The sequence below is a fragment of the Arthrobacter sp. KNU40 genome (genome assembly GCF_051515115.1).
Lineage (GTDB): Bacteria > Actinomycetota > Actinomycetes > Actinomycetales > Micrococcaceae > Arthrobacter.
The window spans coordinates 80,186-106,307 of the sequence record NZ_CP195850.1; the positions used below are offsets into that span (position 1 = coordinate 80,186).

Sequence of the window (26,122 nt, forward strand, 5' to 3'; positions counted from 1 at the left end):
CGCTGAGCGAACTTAAGGGTGCAGATTCAGACTGTTGTGTTCTGATGGTTCGTATGGAGTCTCAGCAGCAAGCCCAGTCCCTCATCAACTGGGAGCTGGCCGCCTCCACGGCCGCCCGGCTCGCTCCCCCCGGCCCGGTACTTAGTCCGGCCCAGATCGGCAAAGCCGTGGACAGCCTGCGTTTCAGCGCGGACATCTCGGTACCGCATGTGCATGACATCACCGGTTTGGAAGCCGCACGCGATCTCCGCGACTCCCATGTGCTGGTAGTTGACCGGGCGTCGTGGGCAAAGGCCAACACCCAAAGTTTTGCCGTGATGCTTCAGCCGGCCCTTAAGCAAATGCTGGATTCCCGGCGGGGCCCGGCGATGACACCGGCCGCGGCGGCCGCGAGCGGCGCCATCACCGGCAGCCAGCTCGGGGCTGTGCTTGCCTTCTTGTCGAGCAAAGTCCTGGGCCAGTACGATCCCTTCGCCGCGCTCGCCCCGGACTCGAAAACGCCGCCTGCCGGCCGGCTCCTGCTGGTGGCTCCGAACATCATCTCCGTGGAGCGTGAGCTCAACGTCGATCCTGACGATTTCCGGCTCTGGGTCTGCCTTCACGAGCAGACCCACCGGGTGCAGTTCGCCGCCGCACCCTGGCTCCGGACCCACATGCTCGAGGAAATCGAACGCCTCAGCGCCAATCTCATCGGCAATGTGGACTCCATCATGGACCGTGCCACGGCCGCCGCCCGGTCCCTGCGCGACCGCTCCACCGGTGCCGTGCCCGGCCGCGGAGCCATCCTGGACCTGCTCCAAAACCCCGAGGAAAAGGCCTCGCTTTCGCACCTCACAGCTGTCATGAGCTTGCTGGAAGGCCACGCCAACGTGGTGATGGACGCCGTCGATTCCTCCCTGATCCCTTCGGTGAAGACCATCCGGCAGCGCTTCAACGCGCGGGGCAAGGACCGCGGAATGATCGAGAAATTCATCCGCAACATCCTCGGCCTGGACGCCAAGATGCGCCAGTACAGCGACGGCGCCAAGTTCGTCCGCGAAGTGGTTGCCGTGGCCGGCATGGAGGGCCTGAACCGGGTCTGGGAATCGGCCGAAAAACTGCCCACCGAAGCCGAAATCCACGACTCCAAGCTGTGGCTTGAGCGGATGGGGCTGTGACCGGAGGCACTACATCGGGCCGGAGTGCAAGCATTAGCAACTCACCAAGCAGCGGACGACGGCGTCCCGGGCGTTTGGCGCCGGTCGTCGGCAAAGCACGGAATATGTTGCAGGACGCACTGGCCTCCGCGGGCTATCCCGAACGAATCCTGGTGGCATGCAGCGGCGGGCCGGACTCCTTGGCGCTTGCCTCAGTGGCGGCCTATTTTGCCCGTCGAGGGCATGTACACGGCCGCCCCGTGAGCGTAGCCGCCGTCGTGGTCGACCACCAGTTGCAGGAAGGCTCGGCTGAGGTTGCGGCACGAACCGTGTCGGTCCTGAAGGGCCTGGGACTCTCGCCCGTCCAGCTGCGGACCGTGGAGGTGGCAGCTACCGGGTTCGGGCCGGAGGCGGCAGCCCGGGACGCCCGGCACGCGGCGCTCGAAGCAGCCGCCACCGAACTCGATTGTGGAGCAATCCTGCTGGGGCACACCCTGGACGACCAGGCCGAGCAGGTCCTGCTGGGCCTGGCCCGGGGCTCGGGAACCCGTTCCCTCGCCGGGATGCGGCCAGCACGCGGCAAACTCCTTCGTCCTTTCCTCGGGCTTCACCGCGCAGAAACGCTCGAAATCTGCGAGGTCGAGGAACTCGAAACCTGGCACGATCCCAGTAACGCTGACCCTGCCTTCGCCCGCTCGCGGACCAGGGTTGAGGTGATGCCTTTGCTTGAGGACAAGCTGGGGCCCGGTGTGGCCGAATCACTCGCCCGCACCGCCGCGATCCTCCAGCAGGATGCCGACTTCCTGGAGCAGCTTGCCGCAGAGAGCTATGCGCGCCTCGTCAACCGGACCGACGACGGGGTCTGGCTTCCCGAAGACGCCTTGAGGGATTTGTCCCCCGCGCTGAGGTTCCGGGTGATTGCCAAAGCGGCTGCCGACGTCGGGGGCCAACAGCCCGGCTACGGGCGGCTTCAGGCGGCCGAAGCCTTGCTCCGCCGGCAGGGATCTGCGGGTCCCGTGCAGCTTCCCGGAAGCGTCAGCGCCTACCGCGTATCCCTGAGCGAATTGGAGCGGGAGGCCTCAGCCGGGGGAACTGCCGTTCCCCGCGAAGGGGGCGGCTGTGGGAAGCTAGTATTCCGGCATCAAAGATCGCCCCAACAGTAGCCGCACCCACGCATCAACACAGGAGCCATTGGTGGATTCAAACGACGTCCAGGCAGACCTCAAACACGTTCTCTACACCAAGGAGCAGATCCAGCAACGGATCGCCGAACTTGCTGCACAGATTGACAAGGACTACGAGGGCCGTGAGCTGCTGATCGTTGGCGTGCTCAAGGGCGCTGTCATGGTCATGGCGGACCTCGCGCGTGCGCTGCACAGCCACGTCAGCATGGACTGGATGGCGGTGTCTTCGTACGGCTCCGGTACCCAGTCCTCCGGCGTCGTGCGCATCCTCAAGGACCTTGATACCGACCTCATGGGCAAGGATGTCCTGATTGTCGAAGACATTATCGATTCCGGCCTGACCCTCTCCTGGCTCAAGACCAACCTCGAATCACGAGGCACTGCTTCCGTGGAAATCTGCACGGCTTTCCGCAAGCCAACGGCTGCGAAGGTCGAGATCGACGTGAAGTATGTCGGCTATGACATTCCCAACGAATTCGTCGTCGGCTACGGCCTGGATTACGCCGAGAAATACCGCAACTTGGACTTTGTGGGAACCCTCGCCCCGCACGTTTACGAATAACTCCTCTCGCAGCGAACCACCGCGGCATGGTTCGCGGAGTGAAAGCGGCCTCCTGTTCGGGAGGCCGCTTCTCGTTGTGCAGTGGTCCGGGGATCCTGAAAGAACCATGGATTTCCCCCGGGAGTTTCCGGAATTCCGCGATCATGTACGCCTAGAGGGAACTTTTGCCTCTCACTGTGCGTGAATCACTCCGAACGGTGTAAAGCTAGAAACTGACGCAGCACCACACGCGCGCAGAAGCTGCGCCGTGCAGCACTACCAGGAGGGACGGGGCGGAGCCCCCGAACAGATGAAAGCTAAGAGTTTCTTCAAGGGCCCGGGCATCTGGATTGTTGTCGTAGTCGGCTTGCTCCTGGTGGCATTTGCAACCCTTGCCCCCGGCGGATCCACTCGTATCGACACCGACAAGGGCCTCGCGATCCTCGCGCAGAGCGGCAAGGTGGACCAGGCCAAAATCTACGATGCCGAGAACCGCGTTGACCTGACACTGAAAGACAACCTTGTCATCGATGGCCAGGACAAGGGTAAGAACGTCCAGTTCTTCTACGTCACCGCGCGAGCCGGGGACGTCGTAAAGGCCGTCACCAACGCCCAACCGTCCGGTGGCTTCACGGACCAGCCCGTCGAGAACAACTGGTTCTCCGGACTGTTCTCGCTCCTCATCCCCGTCCTCCTGCTGGGTGTGCTCTTCTGGTTCCTCCTCTCGCGCATGCAAGGCGGCGGTTCCAAGGTGATGCAGTTCGGGAAGTCGAAGGCCAAGCTGGTCAACAAGGACATGCCGCAGGTCACCTTCTCGGATGTCGCTGGTGCCGATGAAGCCGTCGAAGAGCTCCAGGAAATCAAGGAATTCCTCGCGGAACCGGCAAAGTTCCAGGCCGTCGGCGCGAAGATCCCCAAGGGCGTGCTGTTGTACGGCCCTCCGGGCACAGGCAAGACACTCCTGGCCCGCGCCGTCGCAGGCGAAGCCGGCGTCCCGTTCTTCTCCATCTCGGGCTCGGACTTCGTCGAAATGTTCGTAGGTGTCGGTGCATCGCGAGTGCGCGACCTCTTCGAGCAAGCCAAGTCCAATGCGCCCGCCATCATTTTCGTTGACGAGATCGACGCGGTCGGACGTCACCGTGGCGCCGGTATCGGCGGCGGCAACGACGAGCGCGAGCAGACCCTTAACCAGCTCCTCGTCGAGATGGACGGCTTCGACGTCAAGACCAACGTCATCCTGATCGCTGCAACCAACCGTCCGGACGTCCTGGACCCTGCCCTGCTTCGTCCCGGCCGCTTCGACCGCCAGATCACTGTTGAAGCACCGGACCTGATAGGTCGCGAACAGATCCTGAATGTCCACGCCAAGGGCAAGCCCATGGCCCACGGCGTCGACCTCAAGGGCGTCGCGAAGAAGACCCCGGGCTACACGGGTGCCGACCTCGCCAATGTGCTCAACGAGGCCGCCCTCCTGACGGCAAGGTCCAATGCAAACCTGATTGACGACCGCGCCCTGGACGAGGCAATCGACCGTGTTATGGCCGGCCCGCAGAAGCGCAGCCGCGTCATGAAGGAAATGGAGCGCAAGATCACCGCCTACCACGAAGGCGGCCACGCCCTGGTGGCGGCAGCATTGCGCAATTCGGCCCCTGTCACGAAGATCACCATCCTGCCCCGAGGCCGCGCACTCGGCTACACGATGGTTGTCCCCGAGGACGACAAGTACTCGATCACGCGCAACGAACTCCTCGACCAGATGGCCTATGCCATGGGTGGCCGTGTCGCAGAGGAAATCGTCTTCCACGACCCCTCCACGGGCGCCTCGAACGATATCGAAAAGGCCACCGGGACGGCGCGCAAGATGGTCACCCAGTTCGGCATGAGCGAGCGCATCGGCGCCGTGAAGCTTGGCGCAGGCGGCGGCGAGCCGTTCCTGGGCCGGGACATGGCACAGGAACGCAACTACTCCGACTCGGTGGCGTACATCGTTGACGAGGAAGTGCGGCGCCTGATCGATCAGGCCCATGACGAGGCCTATGCGATCCTGACCGAGAACCGGGACGTTCTGGACCAGTTGGCGCTCGAACTGCTTGAGCGCGAAACGCTGAACCAGGCGGAGATCGCCTACATCTTCCGCGACATCCGCAAGCGTGACTTCCGCGAGGTGTGGCTCTCCAAGGAGTCCCGTCCGGTCCAGACCATCCCGCCGGTGGAATCCCGCGCAGAGAAGGCTGAACGTGAGGCACAGGAAGAGGCCAAGGCTGCTCGTCTCGAAGAGCCTTTGGACGCTCAGTCCCCGCATCCGCAGGGAGTCGGCAGCCAGGAGTCATTTACCGGCCAAGGACCGGACGCGGGCACCGACGTTTCGCATCAAGGCTAAGCTTTCTGCTGTGAATCACATCGACGACGACGACTTCAGCGGTGCCGCCAGTGACGACTTTCGCCGCACCTCCGGGGGGAAATCAGGTGGCCACGGCCACGGCCACCACTCATATAAGGTCGACCGCCCCCGCATCGAGGCGGCCGTCCGCGAGATCCTCATTGCAGTGGGCGAGGACCCGGACCGTGGCGGCCTGGTGGATACGCCGAAGCGCGTTGCCAAGGCTTACGCCGAGGTCTTCGCGGGCCTGCACCAGGATCCCGAGGACGTCCTGTCCACCACGTTCGACCTCGACCACGAGGAACTCGTGCTGGTCAAGGACATCCCGTTCTATTCCACGTGCGAGCACCATTTGGTGCCGTTCCACGGCGTCGCGCACGTTGGATACATCCCTTCCCACGAAGGCAAAGTGACGGGGCTGAGCAAGTTGGCCCGCCTCGTCGACATTTATGCCCGCCGCCCCCAGGTGCAGGAACGCCTGACCACCCAGATCGTCGAAGCGCTCGTGACCCACCTCAAGCCCAGGGGCGCGATCGTCGTCGTTGAATGCGAACACATGTGCATGTCCATGCGTGGCATCCGCAAGCCCGGCGCCAAGACCGTCACCAGCGCAGTGCGCGGGCAACTTCATGACCCGGCCACCCGCGCCGAAGCCATGAGCCTCATACTCGGAAGGTAACAAAGACCATGGATTCCCTCGCAGCAGCACCAGGAACGGGCCCGGCTACAAGCCCCCTGCCCATTCTCCGCAAACCCCGTCCAGCGGCCCGCTTCGCGGACCTCCCGGCCGACCGCACGCTCGTTATGGGAATTCTGAACGTCACGCCGGATTCTTTCAGCGACGGCGGCAAGCACCCCACGGCGGACACCGCCATCGCCCACGCATTGCGCATGCTGTACGCGGGAGCGGACATCATCGACGTCGGCGGCGAATCGACCCGCCCGGGCGCCGAGCCTGTCTCCCCGGAAGAAGAACAACGGCGGGTCTTGCCGGTGATCCAGGCACTCGTTAAGGCCGGGGCGCTCGTCAGCATCGACACGACGCACGCATCGACGGCGGCTGCGGCCGTGGAGGCCGGAGCCGCGATCATCAACGACGTTTCAGGGCTGAGCCTCGAACCTGAGATGGCCGAACTCGTCGCTCGTACCAAAGTGCCCTATGTCCTGACGCATCGCCGGGGCGACGCCGAGACGATGAACAGCCTTGCCGACTACGGCAATGTCGTGGAGGAAGTCATCGAGGAGCTCAAGGGCGTCCGGGACAAGCTCTATGCGGCAGGCGTCACGGAGGAGCAAATCATTGTGGATCCCGGCCTGGGCTTCTCCAAGGACGAGGACCAGAACTGGCAACTCCTCAAGTACATCGGCAAGCTGGATGAGCTTGGCCACAAGGTCCTGATCGGCGCTTCCCGCAAGCGATTCCTCGGGACGCTCCTGACAGTGGCCGGCAAGGCGGCAGCTCCTGAGGAGCGGGACCATGCAACCGCTGCCATCACGGCTATCAGCGCCGCGAACGGCGCCTGGGCTGTGCGCGTCCACGACGTCGGCCCCAGTCTTGACGCCGTCAAGGTCGCCGCGCGCATCAGACACTAAGTTTCGTGAACAAAGGGGGAGGAACCGGTTTGGACAAGATCACACTGACCGGGGTGACCGCCGTCGGGCATCACGGCGTCTTCGACTTCGAGCGCCGGGACGGACAGCCCTTCGTCGTCGACGCTGTGCTGTACACCGATTTCAGCAAGGCCGCGGAAACGGATGACCTGCAGTTCACGGCTCACTACGGTGAAGTGGCCGAGTACATTACGTCACTCATTTCGGGCGAGCCGCTGAACCTTATCGAGGCCCTCGCGGTGCGGATCGCCGAGGGGATTCTGGCGGGCTTCAACGTCGCCGCCGTCGATGTCACGGTCCACAAACCCAAAGCTCCCATCGAAGTCCCCTTCGGTGACGTCACTGTCAGTGTCCACAGGGAGCGTGCATGAGTTCCGGTTTCACGAAAGCCATCCTGGCCCTCGGCAGCAACCTGGGCGAGCGGAACGACACCCTGTCCACCGCCGTTGCCGACCTCGTTGATCGCCCGGAAATCCGCCTGCTCGGTGTCTCTCCCGTGGTGCAGACCAAAGCCGTGGGCGGGCCCGTGGGGCAACCGGATTTCCTCAACATGGTGATCGCCGTTGAGACCACCCTTGCGCCGCTGGAACTCTTGAAGCACTGCCACGACGTCGAACAAATGCACCACCGGGTCCGCGAGGTCCGCTGGGGCCCCCGCACATTGGACGTGGACATCATCCTCTACGGCGAACTCACGAGCGACGACGAAACGCTGACCCTGCCCCATCCGCGTGCTGCGGAGCGTGCCTTCGTGCTCTATCCATGGGCCCTCCTGGACCCTGCGGCGCGGCTCAACGGTGAAAGCGTCGCCGAGCTGGCCGCCAAGGCAGAGGACTTTCCCGGGCTTCGGCCTTTTGACGGGTTCGACGGATCCGGCAGCGTCGCTGCCGCGGGAGCGGTGGAATAGTCCATGAAGGCAATGCGTCCGCTTTTGTTGGCGATCATCGCCGTCGTTCTTGCCGCAATTGGTTGGCTGACCACCGTGCTCACAACGCGCTACAGCATGGCGACGCCGGTGCTTCCCCCTTCCGCGTTGGTGACTATGGGCTTCATTGCCGTGCTCACCTTGATCATGGGCATCCGGGTCCTGCGATGGCGCAACGGCAAGAAAAAGACCATGCTGAACCCTATCCTGGCCGCGCGAACCCTGATCCTGGCCCAGGCCTGCGCTTATGCGGGCACCGTGCTGCTGGGCTGGCATGCGGGAATCGTGATTGACCAACTCCGGCTTTGGAGCTTCCGCAGTGACCAAGGCATCTTGTGGCTCGCGCTGATCATGGGCGGCGGCGGGCTCATCATGACCGTCGTGGGGCTCGTGGTGGAGCGGTTCTGCCGAATCCCTCCGGAAGACCTGGAAGGCGGCCCCGGCGTCAGGGATTCACGTCGTGGCGAAGCCAAGGGCGAAGGCGAATATGCCTACCGCGGCGATTGATCCTCCGGGCATCCAGTGGCTGCGCGTATCGCCGAAATACGTGACGGTGCGGCTCGTCGAGTGGGCCATCCGCAACGTGATCACGATCGGCCTGTTCAGCCTGCCCTTGCTTTTCGTGGAACTCGGATGGTGGAAGTGGCCACCGCTGTGGCTAGCCGTCGCCGTTCCCGCGGCCTTTCTGCTGCTTGGCCTGTGGCGGCTCGTGTTGATCCCGAGGCAGGTCAGGGCCATCGGCTATGCGGAACGCGACGACGATCTGCTGATCCGCCGCGGCATCTTCTTCCAGCGGACCATGGTGGTTCCCTACGGCCGGATGCAGTTCGTCGATGTGACGGTTGGACCCGTCGAGCGGCTCTTGGGGCTGTGCACCCTCAAACTCCACACCGCCTCGGCTGGAACCAATGCCCACCTGCCTGGACTTCCCGCCGCTGAAGGCGCACGGCTGCGCGAGCAGCTTTCGGCCCGCGGTGAAGCGAGGCTGGCCGGGCTGTGACCCAGGAACAGACCGTGGCCGACGGCGACTGGCACCGCGTCCACCCGGCGTCGCCCTTCGTGCGGGGATGGGTGGCGCTTGCGGCGATCGTTTATTTCTTCGGCCGCGATACCTTTGAACGAGCCCTGCAAGGCCGCGGGACCATTGCCGACAACTTCAACGAACGCACGCTTTGGCTTCTGGCCGGCGGCGGCGTCGTGCTGTTGCTGGCTTTGGGGTCCTTCGTCCTCAGCTGGTATTTCACCCGGTATCAGCTTGCCGAAGGCTATGTCCGGGTCAACACCGGATTCCTGTTCAAACAGCAGCGCCAGGCTCGGCTTGACCGCGTCCAGGCCATCGACATCGTGCAGCCCCTGCTTGCCCGTATTTTCGGTCTCGCGGAGCTGAAGTTCGAGGTGGCCGACGCCGGCCACTCGGCGATGCGGCTCTCCTACCTCAGGCTCGCGCAGGCCAAACAGCTCCGTGCCACCATCCTGGGCCGGGCCGCCGGTATTGCTGACGGGAGCGAAACGGTCGATGTGCCCGAGGCGCCCGAACAGGTGGTGCTCTACGTGCCGCCTGGGAGGCTTGTCGGTTCGCTGATCCTGAGCGAGCAAAGCCTCTTCATTGTGCTCAGCGCCGTCGCTTCGGTCCTGGTGTCAGTGCTGACCGAGTCCCGGGCCTTCATCCTCTACCTGATACCAGCAATCCTCGGCTTGGGGACCGCCTACTGGCGCTCGTTCAACACGGGCTACAACTTTACGGCGGCAATTTCCCCGGACGGCATCCGGGTGCGCTACGGACTCCTGGATACCCGGGCCCAGACCGTGCCTCCCGGCCGCATCCAGGCCCTCAAGGTCACGCAGCCGCCGTTGTGGCGCATTCTCGGCTGGTATCGGATCCATGTGAACGTTGCCGGCTACGGTGAACACCACCGCAGCGAAGGCGAGCACCGGACCACGCTGCTCCCCGTCGGCCGGAAGCCTGAAGTGATGATGATGCTCTCGCTCGTCCTGCCCGATCCCGGTATCGCCGACCCTGAGCAGGTGTTCACAGCCGGGTTGACCGGCCTGGATTCCGGCGCCGGCTTCGTCACCACTCCCAAGCGTGCCTGGATTCTTTCCCCGCTGGGCTGGCGACGCAACGGCTTCCTTTCAACGGACACGGCCCTGCTGCTGCGCTCCGGCCGCTTGTGGCGGAAGTTGGTGATGGTCCCGCATCAACGAACCCAGTCGATCGCCCTCCACCAAGGTCCGTTGGCCCGGCTGTTCGGCGTGGCCGACCTCGTGCTGCATACGACGCCGGGGCCGGTGGCGCCCCGGCTCATCCAGGCAGCCACAGAGGAAGCAGTAGGTTTGTTCGACCAGCAGGCGGCCCGGGCCCGGAAAGCCCGCAAACTGCAAAACCTGGCACAGGGCAATTCCGAGCAATGGCTGGCGCAACTTCCGCCCGTGGCCATGCCGGCCCCGGCCCCGCCGACCACGCATGCCATGCAGCACGCACCGACCCAGGAGGAACCCCACCATGGCTAGGCCAGGACGACTCGGCGTAGGAATCATTGGCGCCGGCAAAGTAGGTGCCGTATTGGGTGCGGCCCTGCGCGGGGCCGAGCACGCCGTCGTCGGGGTTTCCGCAGTCTCGGAGGCGAGCCGGGAGCGGGCAGAGACGCTGCTGCCGGGGGTCCCGATCCTCGAAATCCATGAAATCGTGGAGCGGTCCGAGTTGGTGCTCCTTGCTGTTCCGGACGATGCCCTCGGCGAACTCGTGGCAGGACTGGCCAAGCTCGGAGCATGGCAGCCCGGTCAACTCGTGGCACACACTTCCGGCCGCTTCGGCGTCGGAGTGCTGAAGCCGGTCCGGGCGGCAGGTGCCATTCCGCTCGCCCTTCACCCGGCCATGACGTTCACGGGCATGAGCCTGGACCTGACCCGGCTCCTGGACTGCACCTTCGGGGTCACCGCCGACGCAGCGATGTTGCCCATCGCCCAAGCCCTCGTGGTGGAGATGGGTGCCGAACCGGTGGCCATTGCCGAGGCCGATCGCACGCTTTACCACGCAGCCCTCGCGCACAGCTCGAACCACATGGTCACCCTTGTGGCCCAGTCATCCCAACTGCTTCGGGACATCGGCGTCGACGCGCCCGAACGCATGCTCGGCCCGTTGCTCCGCGCCACCTTGGAAAACGCTCTGGCCTCAGGCGAGTCCGCGTTGACCGGGCCCGTGGCCCGCGGTGATGTGGGAACGGTGGCCGCCCATACGGAGGCCCTCAAGGAGTACGACGGCGGTGCCGGCGGCGATGTCCTCGTCGCCTACCGGGCCATGGCCCGCGCCACGGCCCGCCGGGCGGTCAATCGCGGACTGCTGAAGCAGGGCCAGTTTGGCGACATCAACAATGCCTTGGACGGCTCAGGCACGCCGGACAACGGTGAGGACCGTCCAGGCAACGACGCTGCCGGGACGCAGGAAGGAAACTGAGAATGGCCATCAAACTTGTGACCACCGCGGCGGAACTGCGGGCCGAAAGCGCGCGGTTGCTCGCGGAAAAGCGCGGCAGCTCGCAGGGCCTCGTCCCGACGATGGGAGCGCTGCACACCGGGCACGCAACGCTGGCCCGCACCGCCGTCGAGCAGAACGACGTGGTGGTGGCCTCCATCTTCGTGAACCCCCTGCAATTCGGCGAGGCCGCGGACCTCGAACGCTACCCGCGCACGCTCGATGCCGATATGGCCCTCCTGGACGCCGAGGGCGTGGATCTCGTCTTCGCCCCTTCCGTCGATGAGGTTTATCCCGGCGGAGCGCCGCTGGTCCGGGTGACCTCGGGACCGCTGGGCGAGAAATGGGAGGGTGCCTCGCGTCCCGGCCACTTCGACGGCGCCCTCACTGTGGTCGCCAAACTGCTGCACTACGGCCTGCCTGGCGGTCCAGCCGCCGACGGCGGTGCTGCCGCGTACCGTGCGTACTTCGGCCAGAAGGATGCCCAGCAGTTGGCCCTCGTGAGGAGGATGGTGGCCGATCTCAGCTTTCCAGTGGACATCGTGGCCGTGCCGACCGTGCGCAACGCGGAAGGGCTGGCGCTTTCCAGCCGGAACCGTTTCCTTTCCGAAGAAGAGCAAGAAGCGGCATTGGTGCTCTCCCGTGCTCTCCGCCTCCTCGAGTCCCGCGCCCTGGCGAACGAACCGCTCGAGCTGGACTCCGCCGTCGCGCTCGTTGAATCCCAGCCCCTGGTGAAGCTGGACTATTTCGACGTCGTCGACCCCCGCACGCTCGAACCGCTCGCCGAAAACTGCAAGGAAACTCCTTTCCGCGGTGAAGGGCTTGCGATCATTGCAGCGAAGGTCGGGCCCGTGCGCTTGATTGACAACGTGCCGCTGAGTTCCTGAACACTCTTAACTTTCGGATGCCCGTACGCAAACGTTTGGATTAAGCTGCTGACGGGAATGCGGCTGAGGCTTAGACTGTTGCAATCTTCACCGGTGCCGAGCACCGGAAACCATCGCACGCAAAGCTGAGGGATCCTCATGTCTACCGACGTCACATCAGACGCGCACGGCAAACCCAGGCCGGAAACGGCGACACAGCAAGCCAGTGACAGGATGTCGCGCGAGTCTGTCACCGTCATCGTCACGCTGCTTGTGGCCACCTTCGTGGTGATCCTCAACGAGACCATCATGAACGTCGCCTTGCAGCGGCTCATGACGGACCTCAACGTCGACGCACCCACAGTCCAGTGGCTCTCCACCGGATTCATGCTGACCATGGCCGTGGTCATACCCACCACCGGCTTCATCCTTCAGAGGCTCACCACTCGAGCTGCGTTCCTCCTTGCGATCGGACTCTTCAGCAGCGGCACCCTCCTCGCGGCGCTAGCCCCGGGTTTTGGAGTGCTCTTATTGGCGCGGATCGTCCAAGCGGGCGGCACAGCGATCATGCTCCCGCTGCTGATGACAACCATTTTGACCCTGGTGCCCCTGTCCCGCCGGGGTGCGGTGATGGGTAACGTGACCATCGCAATTTCGGTTGCGCCGGCGCTGGGCCCCACGGTTTCCGGCATCATCCTTGACCACTTCTCGTGGCGATTCATGTTCGTCTTCGTGCTTCCGGTGGCCTTGCTGGCCATGGGCATCGGTGCCAAGTTCCTCACGAACGTTGGCGAGCGAGGCAATGTGAGGCTGGACTTCGTCTCGGTGGTCCTGACCGTTCCTGCGTTCGGCGGGTTGGTCTATGGGCTGAGCCAGATCGGTGGCCACGCGGGAGCAAGTGCCGTGCCGATCGTTGCGCTGGTGATCGGTGTCTTGTGCATGGTGGCGTTCGTTTTCCGTCAGCTCAAGTTGCAGAAGTCCGACGCGCCCTTGCTGGACCTCAGGGCATTCAACTTCCGCATGTTCACGGTGTCGGTCCTGCTCATGGTGGTTGCCATGATGGCCCTGTTCGGCGGAGTGATCCTGCTGCCGCTCTACCTCCAGAACGTCCTCCACCTGCAGCCGATGGAGACCGGCCTGGCTCTCCTTCCGGGCGGGTTGGCGATGGGTCTGCTCGGGCCGGTTGTCGGCAGGTTGTTCGACAAGATAGGTCCGCTCCCGCTGACTGTGACAGGTTCCGTCCTGCTGGTAGTCACGCTGTGGCAGTTCTCGATGCTCACCGCGGATAGCCCCTTGTGGTGGGTCGTGGTCCTGTACGCAGTACTCAGCCTGGGCTTGGCTTTGCTGTTCACGCCGGCGTTTACCACTGGCCTCAACCCGCTCCCGCCCCACCTCTACTCGCATGGCTCGGCCATCATGAGCACGCTGCAGCAGGTGGCGGGAGCCGCTGGGACGGCACTCCTGGTTTCAATCTTCGCCGTGGTCTCGGCCTCGTCCGGCTTTGTCGCAGGGATGCAGGCCGCCTTCCTGACAGCCACTTTGATTGCGGTGCTTGCCGTAGTGCTGTCCACCATGATGCGCAAGACCGAGGGCGAAGCCGGGCACTAGTCCGCTTTGTTTGCTGGTGCGGCGCGTTGTTTGTGACGCACGGCATGTTTGTGGCTTGCGGCCCTAAAGGCTTTCAACCAGGTGGTGCTGGGCCCGAAATCGCCGTGTTGTAGCGGGTTTTGGAGCGCAGGATGGTGGTGCGGGGGTGATTTGCGCCGAGTCTTCGGGGTGTGTAAAGTAGTTCGAGTCGCCGCCGCTGATGCGGAAAAATTGCGACAGACTCCCTTCCAAATGGAAACCAAATTTCTGGTTCGCTTTTGTGCGTTCCGGTGTGGTTTCCGGGGGTCACGGATGATGTTTTGTCCGTTGCAGTTCCCGGGATCGGGAGTTGTGCGGAGAGAGCGCGTCTGGTAAGTTTGGGAAGTTGCTCCGGAGCGATCCTGGACCCTGTGGGGTGTGGGTGGTGCCGGGTGTGTCTGTTGTTTGAGAACTCAATAGTGTGCCAAGTTTGTTGATACCGATTTTTTATTAAATTGGTTGTTTTGGCTGGTTCTGTGTCGCTTTGGTGGCGTGGGGCTGGTTTTTTACAGCTGGTTTCAAATTTTGTGCAGCTCTTCTGCCGTTATTTCCGGTGGTTGTGGTTGTGTCTGTTTTTGTTTTACTTCAACGGAGAGTTTGATCCTGGCTCAGGATGAACGCTGGCGGCGTGCTTAACACATGCAAGTCGAACGATGATCTCCAGCTTGCTGGGGGGATTAGTGGCGAACGGGTGAGTAACACGTGAGTAACCTGCCCTTGACTCTGGGATAAGCCTGGGAAACTGGGTCTAATACCGGATACGACTGCTCCGCGCATGCGGTGGTGGTGGAAAGCTTTTGCGGTTTTGGATGGACTCGCGGCCTATCAGCTTGTTGGTGGGGTAATGGCCTACCAAGGCGACGACGGGTAGCCGGCCTGAGAGGGTGACCGGCCACACTGGGACTGAGACACGGCCCAGACTCCTACGGGAGGCAGCAGTGGGGAATATTGCACAATGGGCGAAAGCCTGATGCAGCGACGCCGCGTGAGGGATGACGGCCTTCGGGTTGTAAACCTCTTTCAGTAGGGAAGAAGCGAAAGTGACGGTACCTGCAGAAGAAGCGCCGGCTAACTACGTGCCAGCAGCCGCGGTAATACGTAGGGCGCAAGCGTTATCCGGAATTATTGGGCGTAAAGAGCTCGTAGGCGGTTTGTCGCGTCTGCTGTGAAAGACCGGGGCTCAACTCCGGTTCTGCAGTGGGTACGGGCAGACTAGAGTGATGTAGGGGAGACTGGAATTCCTGGTGTAGCGGTGAAATGCGCAGATATCAGGAGGAACACCGATGGCGAAGGCAGGTCTCTGGGCATTAACTGACGCTGAGGAGCGAAAGCATGGGGAGCGAACAGGATTAGATACCCTGGTAGTCCATGCCGTAAACGTTGGGCACTAGGTGTGGGGGACATTCCACGTTTTCCGCGCCGTAGCTAACGCATTAAGTGCCCCGCCTGGGGAGTACGGCCGCAAGGCTAAAACTCAAAGGAATTGACGGGGGCCCGCACAAGCGGCGGAGCATGCGGATTAATTCGATGCAACGCGAAGAACCTTACCAAGGCTTGACATGAACCGGTAACGCCTGGAAACAGGTGCCCCGCTTGCGGTCGGTTTACAGGTGGTGCATGGTTGTCGTCAGCTCGTGTCGTGAGATGTTGGGTTAAGTCCCGCAACGAGCGCAACCCTCGTTCTATGTTGCCAGCGCGTGATGGCGGGGACTCATAGGAGACTGCCGGGGTCAACTCGGAGGAAGGTGGGGACGACGTCAAATCATCATGCCCCTTATGTCTTGGGCTTCACGCATGCTACAATGGCCGGTACAAAGGGTTGCGATACTGTGAGGTGGAGCTAATCCCAAAAAGCCGGTCTCAGTTCGGATTGGGGTCTGCAACTCGACCCCATGAAGTCGGAGTCGCTAGTAATCGCAGATCAGCAACGCTGCGGTGAATACGTTCCCGGGCCTTGTACACACCGCCCGTCAAGTCACGAAAGTTGGTAACACCCGAAGCCGGTGGCCTAACCCTTGTGGGGGGAGCCGTCGAAGGTGGGACCGGCGATTGGGACTAAGTCGTAACAAGGTAGCCGTACCGGAAGGTGCGGCTGGATCACCTCCTTTCTAAGGAGCACCATTATCGCTCCCTGTCCGGCCGCATGGTTGGTTGGGGGGTGTGTGGAAGCAAAGCCCATTGCGCAGGCGTCTGTTCTGCGGTGGGTGCTCATGGGTGGAATATCAGCAGATAGCGGCCGGTTGGTTCTTGTCCGCCCCTAGTACGGATGCTCTTTGAGTGTCTTGGAACGGTGCGGGTGGGGGGTGGCCGGTTTTCGTGTTTGGCACACTGTTGGGTCCTGAGGCAACAGGGCCGTGGCGTGGGGTGCGTGGCCTGTGAGGGTTGCGTGGTTTCCGTGGTGCGGGTTTGTGTGTTTCTGGTTTCCTGGCTGCATGGTCTTCGTGCGTTCGTGGTTGTTCTTCGTCTTTGGTGGCGGGGGTGGCCGGGTGCGGGGGGGTGTGGTACGGGGTTGTTGTTTGAGAACTACATAGTGGACGCGAGCATCTGATACGGGCCGGCCTTCGGGTTTGGTTCGTGTCATACAGCAATTTCTTTTTATGAACCTGGATCCGGCCATGCTTTGGTGTGGCGGTTTCTGTGGTTCTCTCGAGAAGTTTTTTGATCTTGTGTGGTCAAGTTTTTAAGGGCACACGGTGGATGCCTTGGCATTAGGAGCCGAAGAAGGACGTAGGAATCTGCGATAAGCCTGGGGGAGTTGATAACCGAACGGTGATCCCAGGATGTCCGAATGGGGAAACCCCGCCAGACGCGCTTGCGTGATCTGGTGACCCGCATCTGAACACATAGGGTGCGTGGGGGGAACGCGGGGAAGTGAAACATCTCAGTACCCGCAGGAAGAGAAAACAAGAGTGATTCCGTTAGTAGTGGCGAGCGAACGCGGATGAGGCTAAACCGTTCCATGTGTGATAGCCGGCGGGCGTTGCATGGGCGGGGTTGTGGGACTTTCCGTACTGGTTCTGCCGGACCGGTGGGGTGAGAGCATGGACATAGGTGAACGGTCTTGAAAGGCCGGCCGGAGAGGGTGTTAGCCCCGTAACCGTAATGTTGTGTGCCGCCTGGAGAGGATCCCAAGTAGCACGGGGCCCGAGAAATCCCGTGTGAATCTGTCAGGACCACCTGATAAGCCTAAATACTTCCTAATGACCGATAGCGGACCAGTACCGTGAGGGAAAGGTGAAAAGTACCCCGGGAGGGGAGTGAAACAGTACCTGAAACCGTGTGCTTACAATCCGTCGGAGCAACCTTGTAGTTGTGACGGCGTGCCTTTTGAAGAATGAGCCTGCGAGTTAGTGTTACGTCGCGAGGTTAACCCGTGTGGGGTAGCCGTAGCGAAAGCGAGTCTGAATAGGGCGAGTGTAGTGGCGTGATCTAGACCCGAAGCGGAGTGATCTACCCATGGCCAGGTTGAAGCGACGGTAAGACGTCGTGGAGGACCGAACCCACTTCAGTTGAAAATGGAGGGGATGAGCTGTGGGTAGGGGTGAAAGGCCAATCAAACTCCGTGATAGCTGGTTCTCCCCGAAATGCATTTAGGTGCAGCGTTGCGTGTTTCTTGCCGGAGGTAGAGCTACTGGATGGCCGATGGGCCCTACAAGGTTACTGACGTCAGCCAAACTCCGAATGCCGGTAAGTGAGAGCGCAGCAGTGAGACTGTGGGGGATAAGCTTCATAGTCGAGAGGGAAACAGCCCAGACCACCAACTAAGGCCCCTAAGCGTGTGCTAAGTGGGAAAGGATGTGGAGTTGCGAAGACAACCAGGAGGTTGGCTTAGAAGCAGCCATCCTTGAAAGAGTGCGTAATAGCTCACTGGTCAAGTGATTCCGCGCCGACAATGTAGCGGGGCTCAAGTACACCGCCGAAGTTGTGGATTTCAGATAGTAGACAAGCCTTCGTGGTTCAGTCGTCTGGAGTGGTAGGGGAGCGTCGTGTGGGCGGTGAAGTCGCGGTGTAAACCAGCGGTGGAGCCTACACGAGTGAGAATGCAGGCATGAGTAGCGAAAGACGGGTGAGAAACCCGTCCGCCGAATGATCAAGGGTTCCAGGGTCAAGCTAATCTGCCCTGGGTAAGTCGGGACCTAAGGCGAGGCCGACAGGCGTAGTCGATGGACAACGGGTTGATATTCCCGTACCGGCGAAGGACCGCCCATGCCAAGCGGGGGATACTAACCGCCCGGAGCCTGCCCAATCACCCTTGTGGTGTGCGGGTTTTGGCCGAGCGCGGGACCTGATCCCGGGAGGTAAGCGTATTAACAGGTGTGACGCAGGAAGGTAGCCGGGCCGGGCGATGGTTGCCCCGGTCTAAGGATGTAGGGTCAGCGATAGGCAAATCCGTCGCTGTGTCTTTGATGACGTTCCTGAGATCTGATGGGACCCCCGTCATGGGGGGATCCGGTGATCCTATGCTGCCTAGAAAAGCATCGGCGCGAGGTTCCAGCCGCCCGTACCCCAAACCGACACAGGTGATCAGGTAGAGAATACCAAGGCGATCGAGAGAATTATGGTTAAGGAACTCGGCAAAATGCCCCCGTAACTTCGGGAGAAGGGGGGCCCCAACCTTGAACACCACTTGCTGGTGGGAGGGGATCGGGGCCGCAGAGACCAGGGGGAAGCGACTGTTTACTAAAAACACAGGTCCGTGCGAAGTCGCAAGACGATGTATACGGACTGACTCCTGCCCGGTGCTGGAAGGTTAAGAGGACCGGTTAGCCGCAAGGCGAAGCTGAGAATTTAAGCCCCAGTAAACGGCGGTGGTAACTATAACCATCCTAAGGTAGCGAAATTCCTTGTCGGGTAAGTTCCGACCTGCACGAATGGAGTAACGACTTCCCCGCTGTCTCAACCATAAACTCGGCGAAATTGCAGTACGAGTAAAGATGCTCGTTACGCGCAGCAGGACGGAAAGACCCCGAGACCTTTACTATAGTTTGGTATTGGTGTTCGGAGTGGCTTGTGTAGGATAGGTGGGAGACGTTGAAGCCCGGACGCCAGTTCGGGTGGAGTCATCGTTGAAATACCACTCTGGTCACTTTGGACATCTAACTTCGGCCCGTGATCCGGGTCAGGGACAGTGCCTGATGGGTAGTTTAACTGGGGCGGTTGCCTCCTAAAAAGTAACGGAGGCGCCCAAAGGTTCCCTCAGCCTGGTTGGCAATCAGGTGTCGAGTGTAAGTGCACAAGGGAGCTTGACTGTGAGAGAGACATCTCAAGCAGGGACGAAAGTCGGGACTAGTGATCCGGCGGTACATTGTGGAATGGCCGTCGCTCAACGGATAAAAGGTACCTCGGGGATAACAGGCTGATCTTGCCCAAGAGTCCATATCGACGGCATGGTTTGGCACCTCGATGTCGGCTCGTCGCATCCTGGGGCTGGAGTAGGTCCCAAGGGTTGGGCTGTTCGCCCATTAAAGCGGTACGCGAGCTGGGTTTAGAACGTCGTGAGACAGTTCGGTCCCTATCCGCTGCGCGCGCAGGAAATTTGAGAAGGGCTGTCCTTAGTACGAGAGGACCGGGACGGACGAACCTCTGGTGTGTCAGTTGTACTGCCAAGTGCACCGCTGATTAGCTACGTTCGGATGGGATAACCGCTGAAAGCATCTAAGCGGGAAGCTCGCTTCAAGATGAGATTTCCATGCACCTCGTGTGTGAGAGGCCCCCAGCCAGACCACTGGGTTGATAGGCCGGATGTGGAAGACAGGACTAAAGACTGTTGAAGCTGACCGGTACTAATAGGCCGACAACTTACACCACACAAACACGATCACTGCTTGCGTCCACTATGTGGTTCCCGAACAACAAACCCGTTGCTCCAGGAACCAAACAACTGAACAACAACACCACAATGTTGTAACCACGTATCTTCCCACCCCGCACCTGCGGGGACGGGTAACAGGGTTACGGCGGTCATAGCGTGGGGGAAACGCCCGGTCCCATTCCGAACCCGGAAGCTAAGACCCACAGCGCCGATGGTACTGCACCCGGGAGGGTGTGGGAGAGTAGGACACCGCCGGACAACCATTAACGGCCAGGCCCCGACACCACGTGTCGGGGCCTGACCCATTTAACCACCCCCGACCCCAAACCCCGGCCCGGCTGACGTGAGCGGGGGTTTCCGATCGGGACGCATAGGTGAGCGGGGGTTTGGGATATCAAACCCCGGCTCACCTATGGGCCGGTTCCCACGATCGCCCGCTCACCTATCACCCGGTTCCCACCAACGCCCGCTCACCTATGAGCGGGAAATCCCAAACGCCGGCTCATCTATGAACCTCCCCGAGATACAGGTTCGCGGCACCCGTAAATATCCGGCGCCGGCGCAGATTTGCCCGGCCATGACCTGCTCGTGCAGGCGCTTGGCGGTCTGATGAGTATCACCGGCCATCCGGAAGGAGAACCCAGCAAGGTTGGGGTTGCCCTGGTTGACGTCCTCACCGGGCAGAATGCCCTAGCGGGGATCCTGATGGCGCTGCGGGTACGCGACGCCACAGGGACTGGCCAGCAGGTACAGGTCAACCTCCTCTCCTCGCTCCTGGCAGCATTGGTGAACCAGGGCGCGGCCACCTTGGCCACCGGCAATTCGCCTGGCAAGCTCGGCAATGCACACCCCAGCATCGCCCCATATGAGACATTCCGCACTGGCGGCGGCACGCTCGCCATCGCGGTCGGCAACGATCGGCAATTTGCTGCGCTGGCGTCAGTCCTAGGGCTCTGGGGCTCGCCCGAGCAAGCGAGATTCCTCACTAACGAACGCAGAGTAGCGTCCCGTGAGGAGCTTCGTATTGTGATCTAGGCAGCCCTTCATGCTGACACTGCTGCGAATTGGCAATGGAAATTCCTCGTTGCAGGCGCTCCTGCGGGCAGGGTAAACAGCGTCATGTTAACGCCAACCGAAAATAGGGCCATTAGTGCCAATTGAAAACGGGGCCACGGGGTTGTGGTTCTATTGTGCCGTACTGGCGGCGGGTTGGTGTTTTTTGAGCCGGTAGCTGTTGCCTTTGAGGCTGATGACCTCGGCGTGGTGGACGATCCGGTCGATCATGGCCGAGGCGATGGTCAGGTCTCCGAAGACGTCGCCCCAGCGGGCGAACGGGAGGTTCGACGTCAGGATCATGGAGGCGTGTTCGTAGCGGCTGGAGACGAGCTGGAAGAACAGGTTCGCGGCGTCCTGATCGAACGGGATGTAGCCGACTTCATCGACCACCAGGAGGCTGTAGCGGCGGAGTTTGACCAGTTCCTGGGCGAGTTTCCCGCGTGAGTGGGCTTCCTGGAGCCGTGCGACCCAGCCGGTCGCGGAGTCGAAGAGGACCCGGTGCCCGGCCTTGGCTGCCTTGATGCCGATGCCAACCGCGAGATGGGTTTTGCCCGTGCCGGGTGGCCCGAGCAGGACCACGTTTTTGGCTTCGGAGAGGAACACCCCGGTGCCCAGGTGCGCGATGAGGTTCCGGTCCGCGGAGGGCTGGTGGTCGAAGTTGAACTCTTCGAGGTCCTTGTGGGCTGGGAATCTCGCGGCCTTGATCCGGGTCGCCGCGCCGGAGGCTTCGCGTTCGGAGACTTCACGGGAGAGGACCGCGGCCAGGTACTCCTCATGGGACCAGCCGGCGTCCCGGGCCTGGTCCCCGAGCCGGCGGAACCCATCACTGATCCGTGGTGCGCGCAGGGCGCGGGCGTAGTACTCGATCTGTGACGGTGTCCCGCTCATGAGGCCACCTCCAAGACCAGGTCCGGCTGCTGGCCGAGGTCGATGCCGAAGATCTCGTCATAGGCGCCAGATCCCGCACCTCTACTGCTTCCTCGGGCTCGGGGCGGTGGACTCTTTGGGTTCGGAAGTCTCGGCGCATCACCGCCGCGCGGGCCACATGGACCGGATCAGTCACCACGAGATGCCGGGCCCACGCCCGGACATGGGTGGCGATGATGACCCGTCATGGGTGACCCAGACGGTGTCCAGATCAGCGACGACATCAACGATCCGCCCAATGAACGAAGGGTCCACCGAATAGTCATTGGAGAACACCCGCACGTAGTAATCCCGCGGCAACCGCACCGCGTTGCGGAACACCGACTCCGGGCTCACCGGCGGCAGTTCCCGCATCCTTTCCCGGTCCAGGACGATCAGCTCGTCAGGGCGGCCGTGGCGGGACCGGGAGTACCGGTGGTTGGCCTTGGGCAGCCAGTCCTCGAGCTGGCCGTTGAAGTCCGCTGGTGAGCGGAAGTCCCGGCCCGGCATGAAGCATTGGCGGAAGAACCTGTTCATACGTTCGACCATGCCCTTGGACTCCGGATCCCGCGGCGGAAGCAGCTTGATCTCCACCCCCAGGGAACCCGCGAACGCGGCCACCGGCTCCGTCGGTTTGCGCCTTCCGATGCCGGACTCGTTGTCCCACAACAGCCGCGACGGAACCGCCTGCGCATCCTGCAGCAGAGTCCACATTCCGCCCAAAAGGTCCGGCGTCGTTCGCGACGGCAGCATCCGCGCCTGGATGAAACCCGAGAACGCCGAGGTCATCACCAGCACCGGCGGCGTATCGGACTGCCCCTCACCGACGGGCAGCGGCTCGTGCGGGAACCCCGGCTCGTGGACCAAACGGTCGGCCGGGTCCGGCGGCGCATATTCGGGCCGGATCGCCGCGACCTTCGCCCGGAACAACGACGCGGAACCGGACCAGCCAACCCGCTCCGCCAGCGTCGCGGCCGGCATCGTCGGCGTCTTCACCAACAACTCCCGCACCCTGGGAGCAAACGCATCAAAACTCGACACTCCGGATGCCCGCTGATACTTCGGCGCCCGGTCCGCCTCCAGCGCCCGGTCCACCGTTCCGCGGGAAACCCCCACGATCCTGCCGATCTCACGCTTCGAGTGCTTGCCTGTCGAAAACAGGTGGCGTATCTCCGCCCAATCATCCAAATTGATCACCTTCCATAATGGTCGGTGGCCCTATTTTCAGTTGGCGTTCCTGGCCCTATTTTCGGTTGGCGTTAACAGCGTCAGCGAGGCTTTCGATTCGGCTGAGAGCCTGGGACTGGAGCCGTCAATCGTTGTCACTGATCCCGCCACAGGCCGGGAATCCCGGCAGTGGGCCGATCCCATCCGGCTGTCCGCAGCAGCACCGAGCTACCGGCAAGTTCCCCGGCCCTTGGCGAGCACCAAGGGGCCACCTTCGCTGGCCATTCCCCAAACACATCCGTGAAAGGCGCATGAATGTCCGATATCAGCGATCTGATTGACTTTGATTCCCTCCTTAGCGCGGACGAACGTGCGCTGCGCGATTCGGTGCGCGCCTTCGTGAAGAGCGAAATCAAACCCCACATACGGTTCGGGTGAACAGAAGGCGGAATGGCTACAGGCGATGGCCGCGGGGGAAGCGATCGGCTGCTTCGGACTGACGGAACCCACGGCGGGATCAGATCCGGGTGGCATGACTACCTTCGCGCACCGCGACGGAGGCGACTGGATCCTCAACGGATCAAAGCGCTGGATCGGCCTGGCGTCGGTGGCCAAAGTCGCCATCATCTGGGCCCAGACCGACGACGGCGTCCGCGGCTTCGTAGTCCCAACCGAGACCCCTGGATTCACGGCTACCCCCATCGAGCCGAAACTGTCCATGCGAGCCTCCATCCAATGCGACATCGAATTGTCCGATCCGCGACTGCCCGAGAGTGCGGTACTGCCGAACGCCGTCGGGCTCAAGGGGCCCTTCCCCTGCCTGGACGAGGTGCGCTATGGAATCATCTGGGCGCCGCCGGCGATGCGTTCGAAGTAGCACTCGACTATTCCAAGGAACGCCTGCAGTTTGGCAGGCCGCTGGCCGGTTATCAGCTAACGCAGCAGAAGTTGGTTGACATGGCCCCGGAGATCAACAAGGGATTCCTCCTCGCCCTGCACCCCGGGCGCATGAAGGACGGCGGCACGTTGCAACCGGACCAGATCTCGGTCGGCAAACTGAACAACTGCCGCGAAGCCATCAAAATTGCGCGGGAAGCCAGGACCATCCTCGGCGGTGACGGAATCACGCTGGACCACTCACCTTTGCGGCATCACGGGTATGGCCGCCTTCCGTTAGGCGGGGCCCGACGGCGGAAACCGAGTTCCGTCGTCGCCGTGGCGTACCGATCAGGTTTGTCGGTCAGCTTGAGCGGGGGAATAGCAGTGCGTCAGCGCTGGATTTGCGCGGGGTGCGGAAGCCGTGTAATGTCTTCTAAGTCGCCGCGAGGGAGACAGCCTAGAGCTGGGAACCACGGGTGGCCAACCCCTTCGAATTGAGCCTAAAACGGCAGGTGCTTTGTGCGCTGAAATTCGAGGGGAATTCGAATTATTACCCTGAAATTGGTTGAGATACTGATTTGCAAAGTGGTAATGATTCGGGTAACTTTGGGAAGTTGCTCCGGAGCGATCCTGGACCCTGTGGGGTGTGGGTGGTGCCGGGTGTGTCTGTTGTTTGAGAACTCAATAGTGTGCCAAGTTTGTTGATACCGATTTTTTATTAAATTGGTTGTTTTGGCTGGTTCTGTGTCGCTTTGGTGGCGTGGGGCTGGTTTTTTACAGCTGGTTTCAAATTTTGTGCAGCTCTTCTGCCGTTATTTCCGGTGGTTGTGGTTGTGTCTGTTTTTGTTTTACTTCAACGGAGAGTTTGATCCTGGCTCAGGATGAACGCTGGCGGCGTGCTTAACACATGCAAGTCGAACGATGATCTCCAGCTTGCTGGGGGGATTAGTGGCGAACGGGTGAGTAACACGTGAGTAACCTGCCCTTGACTCTGGGATAAGCCTGGGAAACTGGGTCTAATACCGGATACGACTGCTCCGCGCATGCGGTGGTGGTGGAAAGCTTTTGCGGTTTTGGATGGACTCGCGGCCTATCAGCTTGTTGGTGGGGTAATGGCCTACCAAGGCGACGACGGGTAGCCGGCCTGAGAGGGTGACCGGCCACACTGGGACTGAGACACGGCCCAGACTCCTACGGGAGGCAGCAGTGGGGAATATTGCACAATGGGCGAAAGCCTGATGCAGCGACGCCGCGTGAGGGATGACGGCCTTCGGGTTGTAAACCTCTTTCAGTAGGGAAGAAGCGAAAGTGACGGTACCTGCAGAAGAAGCGCCGGCTAACTACGTGCCAGCAGCCGCGGTAATACGTAGGGCGCAAGCGTTATCCGGAATTATTGGGCGTAAAGAGCTCGTAGGCGGTTTGTCGCGTCTGCTGTGAAAGACCGGGGCTCAACTCCGGTTCTGCAGTGGGTACGGGCAGACTAGAGTGATGTAGGGGAGACTGGAATTCCTGGTGTAGCGGTGAAATGCGCAGATATCAGGAGGAACACCGATGGCGAAGGCAGGTCTCTGGGCATTAACTGACGCTGAGGAGCGAAAGCATGGGGAGCGAACAGGATTAGATACCCTGGTAGTCCATGCCGTAAACGTTGGGCACTAGGTGTGGGGGACATTCCACGTTTTCCGCGCCGTAGCTAACGCATTAAGTGCCCCGCCTGGGGAGTACGGCCGCAAGGCTAAAACTCAAAGGAATTGACGGGGGCCCGCACAAGCGGCGGAGCATGCGGATTAATTCGATGCAACGCGAAGAACCTTACCAAGGCTTGACATGAACCGGTAACGCCTGGAAACAGGTGCCCCGCTTGCGGTCGGTTTACAGGTGGTGCATGGTTGTCGTCAGCTCGTGTCGTGAGATGTTGGGTTAAGTCCCGCAACGAGCGCAACCCTCGTTCTATGTTGCCAGCGCGTGATGGCGGGGACTCATAGGAGACTGCCGGGGTCAACTCGGAGGAAGGTGGGGACGACGTCAAATCATCATGCCCCTTATGTCTTGGGCTTCACGCATGCTACAATGGCCGGTACAAAGGGTTGCGATACTGTGAGGTGGAGCTAATCCCAAAAAGCCGGTCTCAGTTCGGATTGGGGTCTGCAACTCGACCCCATGAAGTCGGAGTCGCTAGTAATCGCAGATCAGCAACGCTGCGGTGAATACGTTCCCGGGCCTTGTACACACCGCCCGTCAAGTCACGAAAGTTGGTAACACCCGAAGCCGGTGGCCTAACCCTTGTGGGGGGAGCCGTCGAAGGTGGGACCGGCGATTGGGACTAAGTCGTAACAAGGTAGCCGTACCGGAAGGTGCGGCTGGATCACCTCCTTTCTAAGGAGCACCATTATCGCTCCCTGTCCGGCCGCATGGTTGGTTGGGGGGTGTGTGGAAGCAAAGCCCATTGCGCAGGCGTCTGTTCTGCGGTGGGTGCTCATGGGTGGAATATCAGCAGATAGCGGCCGGTTGGTTCTTGTCCGCCCCTAGTACGGATGCTCTTTGAGTGTCTTGGAACGGTG

Annotated in this window: 18 protein-coding genes, 4 rRNA genes and 1 pseudogene; 21 read left to right on the forward strand and 2 right to left on the reverse strand. The window is 61.6% G+C overall.

Features of this window, described 5'->3' with window-relative positions; translation table 11 throughout:
* The first annotated feature begins 44 nt into the window (after positions 1–44).
* The 18 genes from ACSKT0_RS00415 (at position 45) to ACSKT0_RS00500 (ending at position 20,588) form a co-directional block, all read left to right on the forward strand.
* A complete protein-coding gene (locus ACSKT0_RS00415; RefSeq protein WP_437772026.1) occupies positions 45–1,157 on the forward strand; it encodes a zinc-dependent metalloprotease in 1,113 nt (370 codons plus the stop codon).
* A gap of 104 nt (positions 1,158–1,261) precedes the next feature.
* Positions 1,262–2,299: a tRNA lysidine(34) synthetase TilS gene (gene tilS / locus ACSKT0_RS00420; protein WP_437772027.1), complete on the forward strand. Its 1,038-nt coding sequence runs from the start codon at positions 1,262–1,264 to the stop codon at positions 2,297–2,299.
* 31 nt (positions 2,300–2,330) lie between these two features.
* A complete protein-coding gene (hpt, locus tag ACSKT0_RS00425) occupies positions 2,331–2,882 on the forward strand; it encodes a hypoxanthine phosphoribosyltransferase (protein ID WP_059388924.1) in 552 nt (183 codons plus the stop codon).
* A 289-nt stretch (positions 2,883–3,171) separates the two neighbouring features.
* Entirely contained in the window at positions 3,172–5,241 is a 2,070-nt protein-coding gene (gene ftsH, locus ACSKT0_RS00430; protein ID WP_345448338.1) for an ATP-dependent zinc metalloprotease FtsH, read from the forward strand.
* 10 nt (positions 5,242–5,251) lie between these two features.
* Positions 5,252–5,920, forward strand: coding sequence for a GTP cyclohydrolase I FolE (folE, locus tag ACSKT0_RS00435; protein WP_437772028.1), 669 nt, complete (start codon positions 5,252–5,254; stop codon positions 5,918–5,920).
* 8 nt (positions 5,921–5,928) lie between these two features.
* The gene (folP, locus tag ACSKT0_RS00440; RefSeq protein ID WP_437772029.1) at positions 5,929–6,834 is read left to right on the forward strand and encodes a dihydropteroate synthase; all 906 of its coding nucleotides are present in this window, start codon (positions 5,929–5,931) and stop codon (positions 6,832–6,834) included.
* 29 nt (positions 6,835–6,863) lie between these two features.
* The gene (gene folB, locus ACSKT0_RS00445; RefSeq protein ID WP_236814085.1) at positions 6,864–7,223 is read left to right on the forward strand and encodes a dihydroneopterin aldolase; all 360 of its coding nucleotides are present in this window, start codon (positions 6,864–6,866) and stop codon (positions 7,221–7,223) included.
* Positions 7,220–7,759 (forward strand): 2-amino-4-hydroxy-6-hydroxymethyldihydropteridine diphosphokinase, encoded by a 540-nt coding sequence (gene folK, locus ACSKT0_RS00450; protein ID WP_437772030.1) that lies wholly within the window; start codon positions 7,220–7,222, stop codon positions 7,757–7,759. The genes folB and folK overlap by 4 nt, the downstream gene beginning before the upstream one ends.
* A 3-nt stretch (positions 7,760–7,762) precedes the next feature.
* Positions 7,763–8,284, forward strand: coding sequence for a DUF3180 domain-containing protein (locus tag ACSKT0_RS00455; RefSeq protein WP_437772031.1), 522 nt, complete (start codon positions 7,763–7,765; stop codon positions 8,282–8,284).
* Positions 8,265–8,777, forward strand: coding sequence for a PH domain-containing protein (locus ACSKT0_RS00460; protein WP_437774109.1), 513 nt, complete (start codon positions 8,265–8,267; stop codon positions 8,775–8,777). The genes ACSKT0_RS00455 and ACSKT0_RS00460 overlap by 20 nt, the downstream gene beginning before the upstream one ends.
* The gene (locus ACSKT0_RS00465; protein WP_437772032.1) at positions 8,774–10,288 is read left to right on the forward strand and encodes a PH domain-containing protein; all 1,515 of its coding nucleotides are present in this window, start codon (positions 8,774–8,776) and stop codon (positions 10,286–10,288) included. Before ACSKT0_RS00460 ends, ACSKT0_RS00465 begins: the two co-directional genes overlap by 4 nt.
* Positions 10,281–11,231 carry a Rossmann-like and DUF2520 domain-containing protein gene (locus ACSKT0_RS00470; protein WP_437772033.1) on the forward strand — a complete coding sequence of 317 codons (951 nt, stop codon included), beginning with the start codon at positions 10,281–10,283 and terminating at the stop codon, positions 11,229–11,231. The genes ACSKT0_RS00465 and ACSKT0_RS00470 overlap by 8 nt, the downstream gene beginning before the upstream one ends.
* Positions 11,232–11,233: 2 nt before the next feature.
* On the forward strand, positions 11,234–12,136 hold the full coding sequence (gene panC, locus ACSKT0_RS00475) for a pantoate--beta-alanine ligase (protein WP_437772034.1): 903 nt from the start codon (positions 11,234–11,236) through the stop codon (positions 12,134–12,136).
* A 138-nt stretch (positions 12,137–12,274) separates the two neighbouring features.
* Positions 12,275–13,723, forward strand: a complete 1,449-nt coding sequence (locus tag ACSKT0_RS00480; RefSeq protein WP_437772035.1) for a DHA2 family efflux MFS transporter permease subunit — start codon at positions 12,275–12,277, stop codon at positions 13,721–13,723.
* A gap of 603 nt (positions 13,724–14,326) precedes the next feature.
* Positions 14,327–15,849, forward strand: a 16S ribosomal RNA gene (locus tag ACSKT0_RS00485).
* Positions 15,850–16,411: 562 nt separating this feature from the next.
* Positions 16,412–19,549: ribosomal RNA gene (locus ACSKT0_RS00490) — 23S ribosomal RNA — on the forward strand.
* A 145-nt stretch (positions 19,550–19,694) separates the two neighbouring features.
* Positions 19,695–19,811, forward strand: a 5S ribosomal RNA gene (rrf, locus tag ACSKT0_RS00495).
* The 16S, 23S and 5S rRNA genes sit together here, the layout of an rRNA operon.
* 351 nt (positions 19,812–20,162) lie before the next feature.
* Positions 20,163–20,588, forward strand: coding sequence for a CoA transferase (locus tag ACSKT0_RS00500; protein WP_437772036.1), 426 nt, complete (start codon positions 20,163–20,165; stop codon positions 20,586–20,588).
* A gap of 150 nt (positions 20,589–20,738) precedes the next feature.
* Here the strand turns inward: ACSKT0_RS00500 and istB are convergent, their stop codons facing one another.
* Positions 20,739–21,497, reverse strand: a complete 759-nt coding sequence (istB, locus tag ACSKT0_RS00505; RefSeq protein ID WP_124090085.1) for an IS21-like element helper ATPase IstB — start codon at positions 21,495–21,497, stop codon at positions 20,739–20,741.
* Positions 21,498–21,668: 171 nt separating this feature from the next.
* Entirely contained in the window at positions 21,669–22,703 is a 1,035-nt protein-coding gene (locus ACSKT0_RS00510) for an IS21/IS408/IS1162 family transposase (protein WP_437772037.1), read from the reverse strand.
* Between the two features lie 294 nt (positions 22,704–22,997).
* Between ACSKT0_RS00510 and ACSKT0_RS00515 the strand changes: the two genes are divergently transcribed.
* The 3 genes and pseudogenes from ACSKT0_RS00515 (at position 22,998) to ACSKT0_RS00525 (ending at position 25,937) form a co-directional block, all read left to right on the forward strand.
* Positions 22,998–23,120 (forward strand): hypothetical protein, encoded by a 123-nt coding sequence (locus ACSKT0_RS00515; RefSeq protein ID WP_437772038.1) that lies wholly within the window; start codon positions 22,998–23,000, stop codon positions 23,118–23,120.
* A pseudogene (locus tag ACSKT0_RS00520) lies at positions 23,107–23,834 on the forward strand (acyl-CoA dehydrogenase family protein); the annotation flags it as partial. The gene ACSKT0_RS00515 and the pseudogene ACSKT0_RS00520, both read left to right, overlap by 14 nt.
* 580 nt (positions 23,835–24,414) lie before the next feature.
* Positions 24,415–25,937, forward strand: a 16S ribosomal RNA gene (locus tag ACSKT0_RS00525).
* Positions 25,938–26,122 lie beyond the last annotated feature (185 nt).